The sequence below is a fragment of the Streptomyces sp. NPDC004327 genome (genome assembly GCF_042873935.1).
Lineage (GTDB): Bacteria > Actinomycetota > Actinomycetes > Streptomycetales > Streptomycetaceae > Streptomyces.
Genome location: NZ_JBIAME010000005.1, coordinates 15,872 through 31,080 on the forward strand (window position 1 = coordinate 15,872; position 15,209 = coordinate 31,080).

At 73.4% G+C, this 15,209-nt stretch carries 15 protein-coding genes and 1 riboswitch; of the genes, 9 read left to right on the top strand and 6 right to left on the bottom strand.

Annotated elements, in window-relative coordinates; translation table 11 throughout:
* Positions 1–223 precede the first annotated feature (223 nt).
* Together ACFYU9_RS17745 and ACFYU9_RS17750 are read left to right on the top strand one after the other, a co-directional pair.
* On the top strand, positions 224–832 hold the full coding sequence (locus tag ACFYU9_RS17745; protein ID WP_389206806.1) for a TetR family transcriptional regulator: 609 nt from the start codon (positions 224–226) through the stop codon (positions 830–832).
* A gap of 354 nt (positions 833–1,186) precedes the next feature.
* A complete protein-coding gene (locus ACFYU9_RS17750; protein WP_389206808.1) occupies positions 1,187–2,467 on the top strand; it encodes a LuxR C-terminal-related transcriptional regulator in 1,281 nt (426 codons plus the stop codon).
* Between the two features lie 30 nt (positions 2,468–2,497).
* Here the strand turns inward: ACFYU9_RS17750 and ACFYU9_RS17755 are convergent, their stop codons facing one another.
* Positions 2,498–3,700, bottom strand: a complete 1,203-nt coding sequence (locus tag ACFYU9_RS17755; protein ID WP_389345327.1) for an MBL fold metallo-hydrolase — start codon at positions 3,698–3,700, stop codon at positions 2,498–2,500.
* Between the two features lie 119 nt (positions 3,701–3,819).
* Here ACFYU9_RS17755 and ACFYU9_RS17760 point away from each other — a divergent pair, with 119 nt between their 5' ends.
* Positions 3,820–4,425 carry a TetR/AcrR family transcriptional regulator gene (locus ACFYU9_RS17760; protein ID WP_389345328.1) on the top strand — a complete coding sequence of 202 codons (606 nt, stop codon included), beginning with the start codon at positions 3,820–3,822 and terminating at the stop codon, positions 4,423–4,425.
* Positions 4,426–4,445: 20 nt separating this feature from the next.
* Here the strand turns inward: ACFYU9_RS17760 and ACFYU9_RS17765 are convergent, their stop codons facing one another.
* Positions 4,446–5,663: a hypothetical protein gene (locus tag ACFYU9_RS17765; RefSeq protein ID WP_389206814.1), complete on the bottom strand. Its 1,218-nt coding sequence runs from the start codon at positions 5,661–5,663 to the stop codon at positions 4,446–4,448.
* Positions 5,664–5,833: 170 nt separating this feature from the next.
* Here ACFYU9_RS17765 and ACFYU9_RS17770 point away from each other — a divergent pair, with 170 nt between their 5' ends.
* From ACFYU9_RS17770 to ACFYU9_RS17790, 5 genes are read left to right on the top strand one after another with little or no spacing between them, the layout of a single operon-like run.
* On the top strand, positions 5,834–6,796 hold the full coding sequence (locus tag ACFYU9_RS17770) for an STM4015 family protein (RefSeq protein ID WP_389345329.1): 963 nt from the start codon (positions 5,834–5,836) through the stop codon (positions 6,794–6,796).
* A complete protein-coding gene (locus ACFYU9_RS17775) occupies positions 6,793–7,941 on the top strand; it encodes an STM4014 family protein (protein WP_389345330.1) in 1,149 nt (382 codons plus the stop codon). The genes ACFYU9_RS17770 and ACFYU9_RS17775 overlap by 4 nt, the downstream gene beginning before the upstream one ends.
* A 35-nt stretch (positions 7,942–7,976) precedes the next feature.
* Positions 7,977–8,822, top strand: coding sequence for an STM4013/SEN3800 family hydrolase (locus ACFYU9_RS17780; RefSeq protein ID WP_389208023.1), 846 nt, complete (start codon positions 7,977–7,979; stop codon positions 8,820–8,822).
* Positions 8,819–10,174 carry an STM4012 family radical SAM protein gene (locus tag ACFYU9_RS17785; RefSeq protein ID WP_389345331.1) on the top strand — a complete coding sequence of 452 codons (1,356 nt, stop codon included), beginning with the start codon at positions 8,819–8,821 and terminating at the stop codon, positions 10,172–10,174. Before ACFYU9_RS17780 ends, ACFYU9_RS17785 begins: the two co-directional genes overlap by 4 nt.
* Before the next feature lie 23 nt (positions 10,175–10,197).
* Positions 10,198–11,058, top strand: a complete 861-nt coding sequence (locus tag ACFYU9_RS17790) for an STM4011 family radical SAM protein (protein ID WP_389208025.1) — start codon at positions 10,198–10,200, stop codon at positions 11,056–11,058.
* A 16-nt stretch (positions 11,059–11,074) separates the two neighbouring features.
* Here ACFYU9_RS17790 and ACFYU9_RS17795 read toward each other — a convergent pair whose 3' ends face one another.
* Entirely contained in the window at positions 11,075–11,869 is a 795-nt protein-coding gene (locus tag ACFYU9_RS17795) for an SGNH/GDSL hydrolase family protein (protein WP_389206821.1), read from the bottom strand.
* A 175-nt stretch (positions 11,870–12,044) separates the two neighbouring features.
* Complete coding sequence (locus tag ACFYU9_RS17800) at positions 12,045–13,016, bottom strand: peptidoglycan DD-metalloendopeptidase family protein (protein ID WP_389206822.1); 972 nt, start codon at positions 13,014–13,016, stop codon at positions 12,045–12,047.
* A 4-nt stretch (positions 13,017–13,020) separates the two neighbouring features.
* A riboswitch (cyclic di-AMP (ydaO/yuaA leader) is annotated at positions 13,021–13,186 on the bottom strand.
* 376 nt (positions 13,187–13,562) lie between these two features.
* Here ACFYU9_RS17800 and ACFYU9_RS17805 point away from each other — a divergent pair.
* Positions 13,563–14,360 carry a tyrosine-protein phosphatase gene (locus tag ACFYU9_RS17805; protein ID WP_389206823.1) on the top strand — a complete coding sequence of 266 codons (798 nt, stop codon included), beginning with the start codon at positions 13,563–13,565 and terminating at the stop codon, positions 14,358–14,360.
* A gap of 18 nt (positions 14,361–14,378) precedes the next feature.
* Here ACFYU9_RS17805 and ACFYU9_RS17810 read toward each other — a convergent pair whose 3' ends face one another.
* Complete coding sequence (locus ACFYU9_RS17810; protein WP_389206824.1) at positions 14,379–14,528, bottom strand: DUF6126 family protein; 150 nt, start codon at positions 14,526–14,528, stop codon at positions 14,379–14,381.
* A gap of 18 nt (positions 14,529–14,546) precedes the next feature.
* A complete protein-coding gene (locus ACFYU9_RS17815) occupies positions 14,547–15,146 on the bottom strand; it encodes a helix-turn-helix domain-containing protein (RefSeq protein ID WP_389206825.1) in 600 nt (199 codons plus the stop codon).
* Positions 15,147–15,209: the final 63 nt, after the last annotated feature.

Here is a 15,209-nt window from a genome sequence, read left to right on the forward strand (position 1 = left end):
ACGCTGAACCCGTGATGCGCTGGTTGAGCATGATGCTTCCGTCCCCCTAGCGGCTTTGATGAGACCCGCGACCCAAGAAACATAGCAAGCGTTCTCTCTTTTTTGAGATCAGTTTCGGCCGTTGACCTCCCGACGGGGCTGGTCGGCCGTACGTTGGATGACGAGGAGTTGGAAAGCCATGTCTCAGTATTCGGAATCGTGTCCGTCACAGGAGAAGGCCGGAGTGAAGCAGGTACGAGCGGTACGGACACGACGTCTGATCCTGGAGGCCGCGGCCGACCAGTTCGACCGCAAGGGATACGCCGGCACTCCGCTGACGTGCGTCACCAAGTCCGCCGACATCTCCATGGGCGCGCTGACCTTCCACTTCCCCACCAAACTGGACCTGGCGGACGCCGTGGAGTCCTCGGGCATCCAGCTGACCCGGCTCGTCACGGGGCGCATCGGCGAACTCGCGGCCCCGCCCCTGAGCAAGGCGCGGTCGCTGACCCTGTCGATCGCCCGGCTCCTGGAGGAGAGCACCATGGTGCGCGCGGCCGCGCGGCTGACCCGGGAGCGCTCGATCCACGGCGCCTGGACCGACGCCTGGCTCGCCAGCCTGACCGAGCTGCTCACCACGGCGCACGAGCAGGGGCGGCTGCGCGGCGGGGTCGTCCCGGCGGCGCTCGCCGAGTCGGTGCAGTTCCTCATCACCGGCATCGAGGAGTGCGCCCGCTGCACCAGCCCCCGTGCGGACCGCGACACGACGGCCGTCCACTGTGCCGCGCGGACCTGGGACCTGTTGCTGCACGGCGCGATGGCGCCCAACCAGCCGGGCAGGCAGGCGACTTGACCTAGTAGGCACCGCGTGCATCGCCGAACTTGCGCCGCCTCGCGCCGCGGGTGAGATTTTATTCGGCGACGCCGCCGCCGCACGACCGCTCGGGCGGCCGCCACCCTCGTCACTGGCGACGATCGTGCTGGTGCCGCCCTTCGGCCGGTCGGAACACCGGTCCCGTGCCCCAGTCCTTCCCCATCCGTCGCCCAGCCCCCCTCGACAGAAGGTGACCGACACGTGAAAGCAGTGCTGGAGGCCGGGTCCCGCCCCTTGCGTGGCCGACCGGCCGAGATCTCGGCGCTTCGTCACGCGATCCACGGCCCGGACCACGCGAGAAGCGTGCACATCTCGTTCGAAGGGACGCCCGGCATGGGCAGATCCCGTCTGCTCGCCGAGGCCGGAGCCCTGGCGGTGGCATCCGGTGCCACGGTGATCCGCGGTCTGCACGAGGACCACGAGGGGTTCGACGGTCCCCTCGTCGTCCTCCTGGACGACGTCCACTGCTCCGACGCCTCCGATGTGAGACGGCTCGCGGACCTGCGCATGAGGGCCGCGAACGTGCCGGTCGTGTGGTGCACCAGCCGACGGTGGGGCCGGCCCAACAGCCCGGTCGACATCGCCCTGGCCTCCGCCGCCGGGCATCAGCGGCTGTTCCGGCTCGGCGCCCTGGACGACCGGGCGGCCCAGGAGATGGCGCACGACCTCCTCGGCCTGCGGCTGGACGCCGAGCTCACCCGCATGGTGGCCGCGGTGTCCGGCCACCCCCAGGCCCTCGACGTGCTCGTCGGGGGACTGCTGGACGAGGGGAAGCTGGAAGCCGGCGCGGTCGCGCACCTCGCCCGTCCCGCCCTGCCCGAGCGCTTCACCTCACTGGTGCGGCGCTATCTGCAGGACTGCTCGCCCTCGTCCGCCCACATGCTCTCCGTCGCCTCGGTCGCGGGCAGCCGCGTGACGTTCGCGGAACTCGCCGAGATCCTCGGGGTGAAGCCCTCCCGTCTGCTGCCGGACCTGCAGGAGGCCATGGTCTCCGGTCTCCTGACCGAGCACGAGGACGGCGTACGTTTCGCGAACGAGCTGTTCCGGTGCGTCGTGCTGAACTCGATTCCCGCCACGGCTCGGGCCGCGGTGCGCGAGCAGATGGACCAGTACCGGGCGACGCGCTTCGCGGCGGCGCCCCGGATGTCCGACGCGCCCCACCGTCACCCCGCCTCCCCCGCCGCCGTCAAGCCGGTACGGGGGTTCATGACGGTGTGCCAGTCGGGTGCGGACGCCGGCCCCTCCGGCCCGCCCCGCGCCTCGAACGCGGTGACGCGCATGAGCGACCGGCACGCGGGTCCGTCCGGCGGCGCGCTGCCTTCCGCCGCGCGGGACAGGACCACGATCCCGGGCTGGGACGAGCTGTCGGAGAAGCAGGTCGTCATCGCCGGGCTCACGGCGGACGGACTGACGAACAAGGAGATGGCCGAGCGCCTCTACCTGTCACCCCACACGGTCAACTACCACCTGCGCAAGATCTTCCAGGCGCTGTCGGTCCGCTCGCGCAACGACCTGATCCGCCTCGTGCACGCGCCCGCTCCGCCGCCGCGCCCCCTGCTCCCGGACACCGGGCCGCGGGAGGACGGGCAACTGCGCGGAAGGGGAGCGGCCTGAGCATGCGCCGCGGGGCCGGCCGGGCCCGGGTCAGACGTCTCCCGCGAAGTCCAGATCGCCGCTCCGGTCCTCGGCGGCCGCCGTCACCACCGGCCGCGGCCGCCGCCAGGGGCGCGCGATCGGGTGGGTGACACCGGACCACCAGGCCTCGGCCGGGATCTTGCCCGCCGGCTCGAAGGGCTCGCCGGGCCGCGGCAGCGCGACGGCCTGCCCGGCCTCGTCGGCCGCGTCCTTGGTCCACTCCCCCGGCTCGGCCCACGCGTGCGGCGCCAGGTTGAAGGTGCCCCAGTGGATCGGCAGCAGCACGCCGTGCGGGCTGCCGCCCTGCAGGTCGAGATGGGCGCGCAGGCCCTCGGCCGGGGTCATGTGGATGTCGGGCCAGTACTCGGAGTAGGCGCCGATCTGGATCATGGTGGCGTCGAAGGGGCCGTGGGCCGCGCCGATCTCCTCGAAGCCGGAGAAGTAGCCGGTGTCGCCGCTGTGGTAGACGCGGTGCTCGGGGCCCTCGACGGCCCAGGAGGCCCACAGGGTGTGCTGCTGGTTGCGCAGCCCGCGGCCGCAGAAGTGGCGGGCGGGGGTCGCGGTGAGGCGCAGGTCGCGGACGGTGGTGGACTCGGTCCAGTCGAGCTCGCGGATCCGGGCGGCGGACACGCCCCAGCGCTCCAGGTGGGCGCCGACGCCGAGCGGGACCGCGAAGACGGTGCCGGTGCCGGCCAGCGCCTTGATCGTGGGCAGGTCGAGGTGGTCGTAGTGGTCGTGGCTGATCACCACGACGTCGACCGGGCCGAGGGCGGCCAGCGGCACGGGGACCGGGTGCAGCCGCTTGGGGCCCGCGAAGGCGAAGGGCGAGCAGCGGTCGCCCCAGACCGGGTCGAAGAGCACCCGGTGCCCGTCGATCTCGGTGAGGACGCTGGAGTGGCCCATCCAGGTGAGGCGGAGGCCGGTGGCCGGCGGCCGGGCCAGGTCGGCCACCGTGGTGGGGTGCACGGGGATCCGGCCGGCCGGGGCGCGGCGCACCCGGGCCTCCTTCTCGAAGTAGATCTTGGCGAACTCGACGGCGCCGCCGGACGGCCGGTGCCGGGTGGACTCGGGGTTCACGAAGACCCCGTCGGCGAAGTTCGGGGACCGGCGGATGCGCTCCAGGCGCTCCCCCGCCGGGTCCGCGCCGAAGGCCGCGGGGCGCAGCGCGCGCAGCCGGGCCCGCAGCGTGTGGTCGGAGCCAGTGCCGGTCACGAGACCTCCTGAACCTGGAGTCGAGGGTCCCCCCATTATGGGCGGCTCGCGCCGAAGCGCGCCGGGCCGGGCCCTCGGCCGGGATCCGCCCCGGTCACGGGCTGTGTAGGGTGCCGCAGGTGGCGAGAGTGCGGTGGAGCGTGGCGGAGCGGCGGGAGGCGCTGCTGCGGGCGGCCGTCGTGCAGATCGAGGCCCGGGGCGTCGCGGCGGTCCGGATCGCCGACGTGGCCGCGGAGCTCGGGGTGAGCAACGCACTGGTGCTCTACCACTTCGCGACCAAGGAACAGCTGGTCGCGGCCGCCTTCGCGCACGCGGCCGAGGAGGACCTGGCCCGGCTGCGCGCCCTGCTCGGGCGGCGCACCACGGCCGTGCGGCGGCTGCGGGCGGCGGTCCGCTGGTACGCCCCGACCGGCCGGGCCAAGGGCTGGCGGCTGTGGATCGAGAGCTGGGCGGCGGCGCTGCGCGAGCCGGCGCTGCGCGAGGTCGCCGGTGCGCTGGACCAGGCGTGGAAGCGGGAGCTGGCGGCGGTGCTCGCCGAGGGCGCGGCGGCCGGGGAGTTCCGCTGCCCGGACCCGGTCGCCGCGGCCTGGCGGCTCACCGCGTTCCTCGACGGCCTGGCCGTGCAGATGACCTCGTACGCCGGTTCGCTCTCCCGCGCCACGATGCTGCGGTGGGCGGACGCGGCGCTCGACCGCGAGCTGGGGCTGCCGGCGGCCCCGGCCTGACCTCGGCGGACGGCCTGGCTTCAGCAGACGAGGCTGAGCGGCGGGCGCCAGACCCGGCCGTCGCCCGCGGTGCCCGGGGTGGGTGCGTACGACAGCGGGACGACGTGGGTGGCGGCCGTGGCCTCGTTGCGGGTGCCGCGCCACAGGTCGATGATCTGCCAGGGCCGTCCGTCGAGCACGGCGACCGTCCTGGGCTGGCCGCCGCAGCTGTTGCCGTTGAAGACGCGGCGGCCGTTCGCGGGCGCGCTCCAGCCGACGTTGCCGGGCGCGCTCCAGCCGGAGTAGAGCGAGGGCGCGGTGGCGTAGCCGATCGGGGTGCCGGCGCAGTAGCCGCAGGCGGGATCGGCGTAGGTGAGGACGTAGCGGGCCTGTACGGGGTCCCAGTAGCCGCCCGGCCCCTCGACCGTGCCGAGCCCGGCGACCTTGCGCACCCCGATGCCGTGGCCGCCGCTGCCCCAGGTGTCGAGTTCCTCGATGTTGATCTGTGCGCTGCCCGCGAGCGTGCAGACGAGGGCGGGGCGGCCGCCGGGGGCGCCGGAGGCGATGAAGCCGAAGTCCCCGTTGCCGGTGCAGAAGGAGAGCGAGGGCTTGTGGTACGAGCCGTTCGGGGTGACGCCGGGCCCGCAGGGGCCGGCGGCGGAGGCGCAGCCCATCACGTTGTAGGCGTTCGTGTGGTCGGCCGAATAGTGCCGGGGACTGTTGAACCAGAGGATGAAGACCCCGTCGTTCCTGCCCCAGCCGGTGCGGCGGATCATCCTCGGGTTGAAGCAGCCCTGTCCGGTGCCGCCGCAGGTCTCCTGCCACGATCCGTCGGTCCAGGGATCGGCGGTGCCGGGATCGAAGAGCGGCTTCGGAGTGCTCCAGGGGCCCTGCGGCGCGGGCGCGGTGGAGACGCCGAAGCCGCACCAGGGCGTGTGCGCCACGTACCACTGGAAGCCGCACCCGTACATGGTGCCGTACATGTAGTACGTGTCGCCGAACTTGGCGAGCTGGCCGTCGTGGAGGTCGAGCCCGGAGATGGTGAAGGCGGCCGGGGCGGCGAGGGTCCGGTCGCCTCCGGGGGCCGGGGCCACGGGACTCGGGTCGTCTCCGGGGGCCGGGGAGGTCGGTCTGGCCACGAGGCTCGGGTCGTCTCCGGGGGGCGGGGCGGCCTGGGCGGCGGCCGGGAGCGCGCCGAGGAGCGCGGCCGCGGCGAGCAGCAGGCTGAGGAGGGCGCCACGGGCGCGACGGGCATGCACGAGTGATGATTATCAGACAAATCATCAGATTCCGTTCGGGACGCGCGTGTCGCCGGGCGCCGACCCGCTCCCGCGGGCCCTCCGGCGGGCGTTGTCAGTGCCGCTTGGTACAACTTCTCGCATCAGCCGATCAACGCCGTCCGGCCTCACGTCCGGTGTCTGGAGCAGCCATGACCCTTGGGGATTACCTGCACGAGTTCCACGGCCTGCCCGTGGCCGACTTCCCCGCGCGCCCCGACGAGACGCCGGCCGAGCTGCCCGACCCCGCGTCGGTCGCCTGGCGGCTGTCGGCCTCGACGTACGCGGAGGACGACGACGAGCAGTGGCAGCCGCTGTTCGAGCGCTTCCTCGCCGACGTCGACACCACGCGGGTGCGGGCGCTGGTCGTCGGCGGCTGGGACGAGGCCTTCGAGAACTCGTCGGCCGACATCGTCGAGGCCCTGACGGGCGCCAAGGACCGACTGCCCGCGCTGGAGGCCGTGTTCCTCGGCGATATGCTCTCCGAGGACTGCGAGATCTCCTGGATCGTCCAGTCCGACATCACCCCGCTGCTCCTCGCCTACCCCGGGCTGCGCACGCTCGGCGTCCGCGGCGCCACCGGCCTGGAGTTCCCGCCCGTGCGCCACGAGGCGCTGCGCCGCCTGGTCGTGCAGACCGGCGGGCTGCCGGGGCGCCTGGTGCGGAACATCGCCGCGTGCGCCCTGCCCGCCCTGGAGCACCTGGAGCTCTGGCTCGGCCGGGACGACTACGGCAACGACACCACGACCGACGACCTGGAGCCGATCCTGGAGGGCACCCGGCTGCCCGCCCTGAAGTATCTGGGGCTGCGCAACAGCGACACCCAGGACGACGTGGTGGCCGCCGTCGCGAGCGCCCCGGTCGTGGCCCGCCTGACCGAACTCGACCTGTCCATGGGCGTGCTCACCGACAAGGGCGTCGAAGCGCTGCTCGCCGGGCAGTCGCTGACCCATCTGAAGCGCCTCGACCTGTCGCACCACTACCTGTCGGACGCGGTCCGCGAGCGGGTCGTGAAGGCGCTCGCGCCGCACGGCGTCGACGTGGACGTCAGCGACGCCCAGGCCCCCGACGAGTACGACGGCACGGTCTACCGGTACACCGCGGTCGGCGAATGAGCCCCGCCGCGAGCCTCCGCCCCGCCGTCGTCGGCAACCCCGCCGACCGCCGGGTCCGCCTCTTCCAGGACGCGGCGCGCGCCGCCGGCCTGCCCGACGTCAGGGTGGTGCCGTGGCGGGACGTGCTGCACGGCCGCGCGCGGTTCCTGGCCGGGGAGACCGTCCGGGTCGACACGCCCGGCGAGGACGCGGCGGTCGACCGGCTGCTGCGCGGCGCGGACGACCCGGCCCGGGTGGAGGGCTCGCGGCGCTGGTACGAGCGGTTCACCGACGCCCTGGCAGGGCTCGCGGTCCGGGCGGGCGAGGCCGGGGCGACGCTGGTCGACGACCCGGCCGAGACGGCCGTCCTCTTCGACAAGCGGCTGACCCACGGGCGGCTGCGCGCCGCCGGGATCCCGGTGCCGGACTCCCCCACCTCGGGCCCGGCGGCTCCGGCGGTACGCGGCTGGACGGACGCGCGGGCACTGATGGCGCAGGCCGGGCTGCCCCGGGTGTTCGTGAAGCTCGCGCACGGCTCCTCGGCATCCGGCGTCCTCGCGGTCGAGACGGCCGGCGGCGGCCGGGTCCAGGCCACCACCTCGGTGGAACGCGCCGCGGACGGCCGCCTGTTCAACTCGCTGCGGGTCCGGCGCTACCGCACCGAGCGGGAGGTCGCCGCGATCGTGGACGCCCTCGCGCCCGACGGCCTGCACCTCGAGCGCTGGCTGCCCAAGGCCGCACAGCACGGACGCGCGGCCGACCTGCGGGTGGTCGTGGTCGACGGCCGGGCCACCCACGCCGTCGTCCGCACCAGCCGCTCCCCCATGACCAACCTCCACCTCGGCGGCGCCCGGGGCGACCTGGCCGCCGCGCGGGACGCGATCACCGCGGCCGGCGGCCGCTTCCAGGACGCGCTCGCCGTCTGCGAGGCGGCGGCCGCCGCCTTCCCCGGCACCCGCTGCGTGGGCGTCGACCTGCTGCCCGGCACCGGCTGGCGCCGCTTCGCCGTCGGCGAGGTCAACGCCTTCGGCGACCTGCTCCCCGGGCTCACGGGCCTGCCGGGCAGCGGCGCCGAGGGCCTGGACACCTACGCGGCCCAGGTCGCCGCCCTGCTCCGCGGCCCGCGTCCCCGACACACCCGATCCACAGAAACCAGCACGCCGTGAACTCCTCCCACGCGCCCGACGCGCACACCCCCGACATGAACGGGATCGTGGGCAGCCACGATCTGCTCCTGGTCACCCTCGACACCCTGCGGTACGACGTGGCCGCCGAGCTCGCCGCCCGGGGCCGCATCCCGAACCTGGCCCGGCATCTGCCCGGCGGCACCTGGGAGCGGCGGCACGCGCCCGGCAGCTTCACCTACGCCTCCCACCAGGCCATGTTCGCGGGCTTCCTGCCGACCCCGGCGACGCCCGGCCCGCATCCGCGGCTCTTCGCGGCCCGGTTCGCGGGCAGCGAGACCACGGCGGACGGCACCTACGTCTTCCACGACACGCCCGACCTGGTGTCGGCACTGGCCCACGAGGGGTACCGGACGGTGTGCGTCGGCGGGGTCGGCTTCTTCAACGGGCAGCCGCCGCTCGGCACGGTGCTGCCCGGCCTGTTCCAGGAGAGCCACTGGGAGCCCTCGTTCGGGGTCGCCTCGCCGACCTCCTTCGAGTCACAGGTGGCGCGCGCCGAGGAGGTCGTGGCCCGTCTCCCGCGCGAGCGGCGGCTCTTCCTGTTCGTGAACGTCGCGGCGCTGCACCAGCCCAACTGGTTCCATCTGCCGGGCGCGACCCGAGAGGCCGGCGACTCCCGGGCCACCCACGCCGCCGCCCTGGAGTACGTGGACCGGCACATCGGACGGCTCTTCGCCGCGATGAGCAGCCGCCGCTCCTGCTTCGCGATCGTCTGCTCGGACCACGGCACGGCCTACGGGGACGACGGCTTCACCGGTCACCGCCTCGGCCACGAGTCGGTGTGGACCGTGCCGTACGCGCAGTTCACGCTGCCCGGACCGGCGGCCGGTGACTCCGCCCCGGCCCAGGAGGAGGCCGCGTGAGCACCCCGACCGACGCCCCGCGCCCGTACCGCAGTTACGTCTACGCCTATCCGCACAAGACCGCCTACCGCCCGCTGCCCGACCGGCCGTCGCTCGCCGCGCTGTGGGCCGGCGAGCCCAAGGACGCGCTCTCGCTCTACGCGCACATACCGTTCTGCGAGGTCCGCTGCGGCTTCTGCAACCTCTTCACCCGGATCGGCGCCCCGGACGAGCTGACCACCCGCTATCTGGACGCCCTCGACCGGCAGGCGAGCGCGGTGCGGGAGGCCCTCGGCGACACGGCCCCGGTGCGCTTCGCGACGGCCGCGTTCGGCGGCGGCACGCCGACCTTCCTCACCGCCGGCGAGCTGGAGCGGCTCTGCGACATCGCCGAGCGGCGCATGGGCGCCGACCTGCGCGCGGTGCCGCTGTCCGTGGAGACCTCGCCGGCCACCGCGACCGCCGACCGGCTCGCCGTGCTCGCCGAGCGCGGCGCGACCCGGCTGAGCATCGGCGTGCAGAGCTTCGTCGAGGCCGAGGCCAGGGCCGCCGTGCGCCCGCAGCGCCGGGCCGACGTCGAGGCGGCCCTCGGCCGGATCCGCGACACCGGCGTGCCGGTCCTCAACATCGACCTGATCTACGGGATCGACGGCCAGACCGTGGCGTCCTGGCGCCGCTCGCTCGACGCCGCCCTCGCCTGGCGGCCGGAGGAGCTGTACCTGTACCCGCTGTACGTGCGCCCGCTCACCGGTCTGGGCCGCAAGGCCGCCACCGCCGAGGCCGTGGACGCGGCCGACCGGGAGTGGGACGAGCAGCGGCTGCGGCTCTACCGGCACGGCCGGGACCACCTCCTCGCCCACGGCTACGAGCAGGTGTCGATGCGCATGTTCCGGCGCGCCGACGCGGCCCCGCTCGGCCCCGACGACTACGCCTGCCAGACGGACGGCATGATCGGCCTGGGCTGCGGCGCCCGCTCGTACACCTCGGCGCTGCACTACTCCTTCGACTACGCGGTCGGCATGCCCGAGATCCGTCGCATCATCGACGCCTACGCGGGCACCGACGACTTCTCCCGGGCCGAGGTGGGCCGCCGGGTCGACGGGGGCGAGGCGCGCCGCCGCCATCTGCTCCAGTCGCTGCTCCAGGCCGAGGGCATGCCGCTCGACGGCTACACGGCCCGGTTCGGCGGCTCGGCGCTGACGGACTTCGCCGGGGAGCTGGCCCGCTTCGAGCAGCGCGGCTGGCTGGACACCGACGCCCCGGCCGGGCTGCTGCGGCTCTCGCCCGAGGGCCTGGCGCACTCGGACGGGCTCGGACCCGAGCTGTTCTCGCCGGCGGTCAGCGCGGCGATGGCCGCGTACGAGACGAAGTAGCGGAGGCCCGGATGCCCGACGCCATGGATCTGACCCTGCTCTACCGGGGACCGCTCGCCTCCTGCGACTACGACTGCCCGTACTGCCCGTTCGCCAAGCGGCGCGACAGCCCGGAGCGGCTGCGGGCCGACCGGGCGGCCCTGGAGCGCTTCGCCGGCTGGGCCGCCGGGCAGACCGGGGACCGGCTGCGGATCCTGTTCACCCCGTGGGGCGAGGGCCTGGTGCGGTCCTGGTACCGGCGGACGATCGTCGAGCTGTCCCGGCTGCCGCACGTGGAGCGGGTGGCGATCCAGACCAATCTGAGCTGCCGCACCGAGTGGCTGGCCGAGGCCGACCCGCGGACCGTGGCCCTGTGGTGCACCTACCACCCCGGGCAGACGCCGTACGAGCGCTTCCTCGGCAAGTGCCGGGAGCTCGCCGCGCGCGGCATCCGCTTCAGCGTCGGCGTCGTCGGGCTGCCCGAGCACCTCGGACACGCCCGCCGGCTGCGCGCCGAGCTACCGGCCGAGGTCTATCTGTGGGTGAACGCGGCCGAGGGCCACACCTACACCGACGCGGAGGCCGCCGGCTGGACGGCGCTCGACCCGCTCTTCCCGTACAGCCGCCATCCGCACCGCTCGGCCGGGCTGCCCTGCCGCACGGGCGAGTCGGTGGTCTCGGTGGACGGCGACGGGACGGTGCGCCGCTGCCACTTCGTGCGCGCCGAGCTCGGCAACCTCTACGACGGTTCGTACCGCGCCGCGCTGCGCCCCCGGGCCTGCCCGCTGGCGCAGTGCGACTGCCACATCGGCTACGTGCACCTGGAGACGCTGCCGCTGTACGACGTGTTCGCCGGGGGCGTCCTGGAACGCGTCCCGGCGGACACACCGCGGCCGGTCTCCTGAAGAGACGTCAGAGACGTCAGAGCGGCATCAGGTCGGGGCGCTTGGCCTCGACGTGGTCGCCGGAGCTCTCGCCGCGCAGCCGGCGCCCGATCCACGGGACCAGGTGCTCCTTGGCCCAGTGGATGTCGTCCTTGGTGACCTCCAGGGCACCGCGCGGCGGCTGCGGCGGCCACGGCTGCTCCGGGTCGGCCGGCACCGGCAGGCCGAGGACCTGGGCGGCGCGCAGCGCGACCCGGGTGTGGCCCTCGGGCGAGAGGTGCAGCCGGTCGCCGTCCCAGGCACGGCGGTCCTGGACGGACTTCAGCGACCACAGGTCGAGCACCGGGCAGCCGTAGCGGTCGGCGATCGCCCGCACGTGCCCGTTGTACGTGGCGATCTTGCCGCGCAGGTGCTTGAGGAGCGCCACTTCCTTGGTGTCGAAGCCGGTCGTCACCATGACGGTGCCGACGGCGGAGGTCAGGTCGGCGACGGCGCGCTCGAAACGCTCGGCGACGTCGTCGGGGTCGGTCCCGGGGCGGATGATGTCGTTGCCCCCGGCGCAGAAGGTCACCAGGTCCGGGGCGAGTTCCTTCGCCCGCGGCACCTGTTCCGTGACGATCTGGTCGAGAAGGCGCCCCCGTACGGCCAGATTGGCGTAGCGGAAGGCGTCGTGCTCAGGCAGCTGGTCGGCGAGCAGGACCGCGAATCGGTCCGCCCAGCCGACGAAATTCCCGTCGGGCCCGGGGTCTCCCACGCCCTCGGTGAAGCTGTCACCGATCGCCGCGTACGACCCGAATGCGTTCTTGTCTCGTGATCTCGAATCGTCTGCCACGGGACCACATCTTTCCCTTACGCGTGTGACCTACGCGACCGTAAGGAGGGGTTGACGGCGGGTGACATATGCCACGAGGTAAAGATCACGTCAAGCAGGAATAAGCGGGGCCATCGGTGATGGCCCCGCTTATGGTCCGTCAGACGCTCCAGAAGCGTCCGAAGCGGCAGACGCGTCAGATCGCGACGCCGTGCTGGCGAAGGGCGGCCAGCGGGTCGATGTCGGAGCCGTAGTCCGGCCCGGTGCGCATCTCGAAGTGCAGGTGCGGGCCGGTGACGTTGCCGGTGGCGCCGGAGAGGCCGATCACCTGGCCGGCGGTGACGGTCTGGCCGGCGCTGACGGAGATCGAGGAGAGGTGGCCGTACTGCGAGAAGGTGCCGTCGGCGTGCTGGATGACGATCTGGTTGCCGTAGGCGCCGCCCCAGCCGGCGGAGTAGACGGTGCCGGGGCCGACCGCGTGGACGGCCGTGCCGGTGTCGGCGATGAAGTCGACGCCGGTGTGGTAGCCGGAGGACCACATCGCGCCCGGCGTCTTGTACGCGGTGGAGATGCCACCGCTGACGGGGACGACCCAGCCGGTGGAGGAGGTCGTGCCGGTCGACGCGGAGGACGACGAGGCCGAGGAGGAGGAAGCGGCGGACGAGGAGGAGGCGGGGGCCGCGGCCGGCTTCGCCGTGCGCTCGGCACTGCGCGAGGCGCGCTGCCCGTCGGCGGAGGACTGCGGGGCGGCGGTCGTCGCCGGGTGGGCCTTGGCGTGGTTCCTGCCGCCGAGGACCAGCTTCATGCCGGGCAGGATCAGCGAGGGGTTCTCGCCGACGACCTGGCGGTTGTCGCGGTAGAGCTGGTGCCAGCCGCCGGCCAGGTGGTGCTCGGAGGCGATCTTCGACAGGTAGTCGCCGCGCACCACGGTGTACGACGCGGGGGCGGCGGACGCGGCGGCCGGGGCCTGGGCGGGGGTGACGGCGGCGGGGGCCGCGGCGGCGACGGCCCGCTGGGGGGCCGCGGCCGGGGCGGCCTGCTCGGCGGCGTGGGCGCCGGTCGCGCCGATCAGCGGGAGCGCGACGACGGCGCCACCCGTGCCGGCGGCGACGAACCCGCGGGTGATCGGGTTGGCCTTGGTACGGCGGTGCTTACCCTTCGCGGGCATGGCGAATTCCTCTCCGTCGCCTGCGAGGTGAGCTGTCGGGTTCGGACTGGAGATGTCCGGCCGCGCCTTCGCGCGGCTTCACCCCGAGCCGTCCTTCGAGCGTGATGCGTCGAGGGATCGGCAAAGTACCTGGGTCCCCCGCTCCTGCCTGACACGGGTGGGTGCGGATTCCGGGCGGCGGCAGGATTCGGCGGTCCGTCCGGATTGAGCGCGACGCTAGACGAGCCGGGTCGACGCGAACAAGCCATGGATTTCCGGCCACTCTTGATCACGTGAAATCCGGCCGGAATTCCGGTCACCCTGCGTCGATGACGGGCCTTCGATTTCCCTTTCCCCAAAGGAATTCGAAAAAGACGATCAGCCACGGTCCGTCACGTTTATGACGCTGCTCACGCCCCGATTCCCATCTCCCCTGCAACCAGGGCGCGTTATCACCAAACCCACAATACGGACAGATCGACCATTCCCACCCCGAGGGGGTGTGCCACTGGCATCCGACCCTGGATGATTGCCCGAGGAACCGATCTCGAGAGACCAGGAGCAACCGTGACGCAAGCGACCACCGAGCCCGAGCTCGCCGGCGTACGCAACTTCCGTGACCTGGGCGGCCTGCCGACCACGGACGGCCGGGCGGTGCGCCCCGGACAGCTGTTCCGCAGCGGCCACCTGGCACACGCCACCGAGGAGGACGCCGCGTTCCTCGCCACCCTGTCGCTGCACACGGTCTTCGACTTCCGCAACGACGCGGACCGGCGGATCGAGGGACCGGACGTGGACCTTCCGGGGACACGGAACGTGAACATCCCCCTCAGCGACCCGGCCGACGGCAAGGAGTTCTGGAACCTGGTGCGCACCGGCGACGTGGAGCAGCTGCGCGGGCTCCTGGCCGACGGCAAGGCGGCGGCCCGGATGTCCGGTTCGTACCGGAAGATGATCGTGGAGAAGACGGCCGAGCACAGCCGGGTCCTGCACGCGATGGCCGAGGACAGCGTCCCGGTCCTGATGCACTGCGCCGCCGGGAAGGACCGGGCCGGCCTGGCGATCGCGATATCGCTGCTGGCGCTCGGGGTCGAGCGCGGGGCGATCGAGGAGGACTACCTGAAGTCCAACGCCCCGCACCGCCGCTACAAGGTGCAGCGCAGCTCCACCGCCCCGGACGCGATGTCGCCGGAGGTGATGGAGCTGCTCGCGCCGCTGTTCGACGCGCGGGCGGAGTATCTGCGGGCCGCCTTCGAGGCGATCGAGACGACCTGGGGCTCGGTCGACGCCTATCTCGCCGAGGGCCTGAAGCTGGCCCCCGAGACCCGGGAGCGGCTGCGCGAGCGGATGCTCACGGAGGCGTAGCCCCGGCGCGGGCCGCCGCTACTTCGCGCCCATCGCGAAGAGCAGGTAGAGGAAGGCGGCGAAGAGGTGACCGGCGACCAGATAGGCGAAGAGCCGGAGCACCAGGCCCTTGGGGAACTTGCCCTCACCGCGCTCCTCGCCGGTGACCGGTACGGACTTCTCGGACATGTCTTTCCTTTCTGGACCTCAGCGGCGGTGCGGGGTCCCGTCGCCGAGGCACAGCTCGGCGGCGGGGCTCTGCATCAGGGTGTGGACGAAGAGCAGCTCGGCCCCGGCCTGGGTGGCGGCACCGATCCGGTGCGGGGTGAGCGAGTCGAAATGGGCGCTGTCCCCGGGATCGAGGACGTGCACCGTCTCGCCGAGCGCGAGCCGCACCCGGCCCTCCAGGACGTGGATCCACTCCTCGCCCGGGTGGACCCGCACGATGTCGGCGCGGGTGGCGTAGGGGACGTGGACCCGCAGGCACTGCAGGGCGCGTCCGGCGCCCCCGGCCTGGCGGTAGATCCAGCCGTCGGCCTCGACCGGATCGGAGCGTCCGGCCCGGACCACCGGGTCACGCTCCGGCGGCGCCTCGCCGAGCAGCTCGGAGACCGTCGTACCGTAGATACGTGCGAGCGCGAGCAGCATCGGCAGCGAGGGCTGCCGGTTGCCCGTCTCGAGCCGCGACAGATGGGCCGGCGAGAGCCCGGCGCGCTGGGCGGCCGCCTCCAGGGTGAGCCCGCGCCTGCGGCGCAGGTCGCGCAGCCGTGGGGCGACGTCGGGTACGACGTCGGTGACGTGGTCCATGCGTCCATTGCGCCAGGCTTGTGCCTCTGAGGCAACTTTCTTGCCTCAGAGGCAAAACCCGCG

Excerpts from the sequence above, each read along its gene's own strand:
- ACFYU9_RS17750 (WP_389206808.1), top strand. The coding sequence starts at position 1,187 with ATGGGCAGATCCCGTCTGCTCGCCGAGGCCGGAGCCCTGGCGGTGGCA.
- ACFYU9_RS17810 (WP_389206824.1), bottom strand. The coding sequence starts at position 14,528 with ATGTCCGAGAAGTCCGTACCGGTCACCGGCGAGGAGCGCGGTGAGGGC.
- ACFYU9_RS17800 (WP_389206822.1), bottom strand. The coding sequence starts at position 13,016 with ATGCCCGCGAAGGGTAAGCACCGCCGTACCAAGGCCAACCCGATCACC.
- ACFYU9_RS17815 (WP_389206825.1), bottom strand. The coding sequence starts at position 15,146 with ATGGACCACGTCACCGACGTCGTACCCGACGTCGCCCCACGGCTGCGC.
- ACFYU9_RS17780 (WP_389208023.1), top strand. The coding sequence starts at position 7,977 with ATGAACGGGATCGTGGGCAGCCACGATCTGCTCCTGGTCACCCTCGAC.
- ACFYU9_RS17770 (WP_389345329.1), top strand. The coding sequence starts at position 5,834 with ATGACCCTTGGGGATTACCTGCACGAGTTCCACGGCCTGCCCGTGGCC.
- ACFYU9_RS17790 (WP_389208025.1), top strand. The coding sequence starts at position 10,198 with ATGGATCTGACCCTGCTCTACCGGGGACCGCTCGCCTCCTGCGACTAC.
- ACFYU9_RS17775 (WP_389345330.1), top strand. The coding sequence starts at position 6,793 with ATGAGCCCCGCCGCGAGCCTCCGCCCCGCCGTCGTCGGCAACCCCGCC.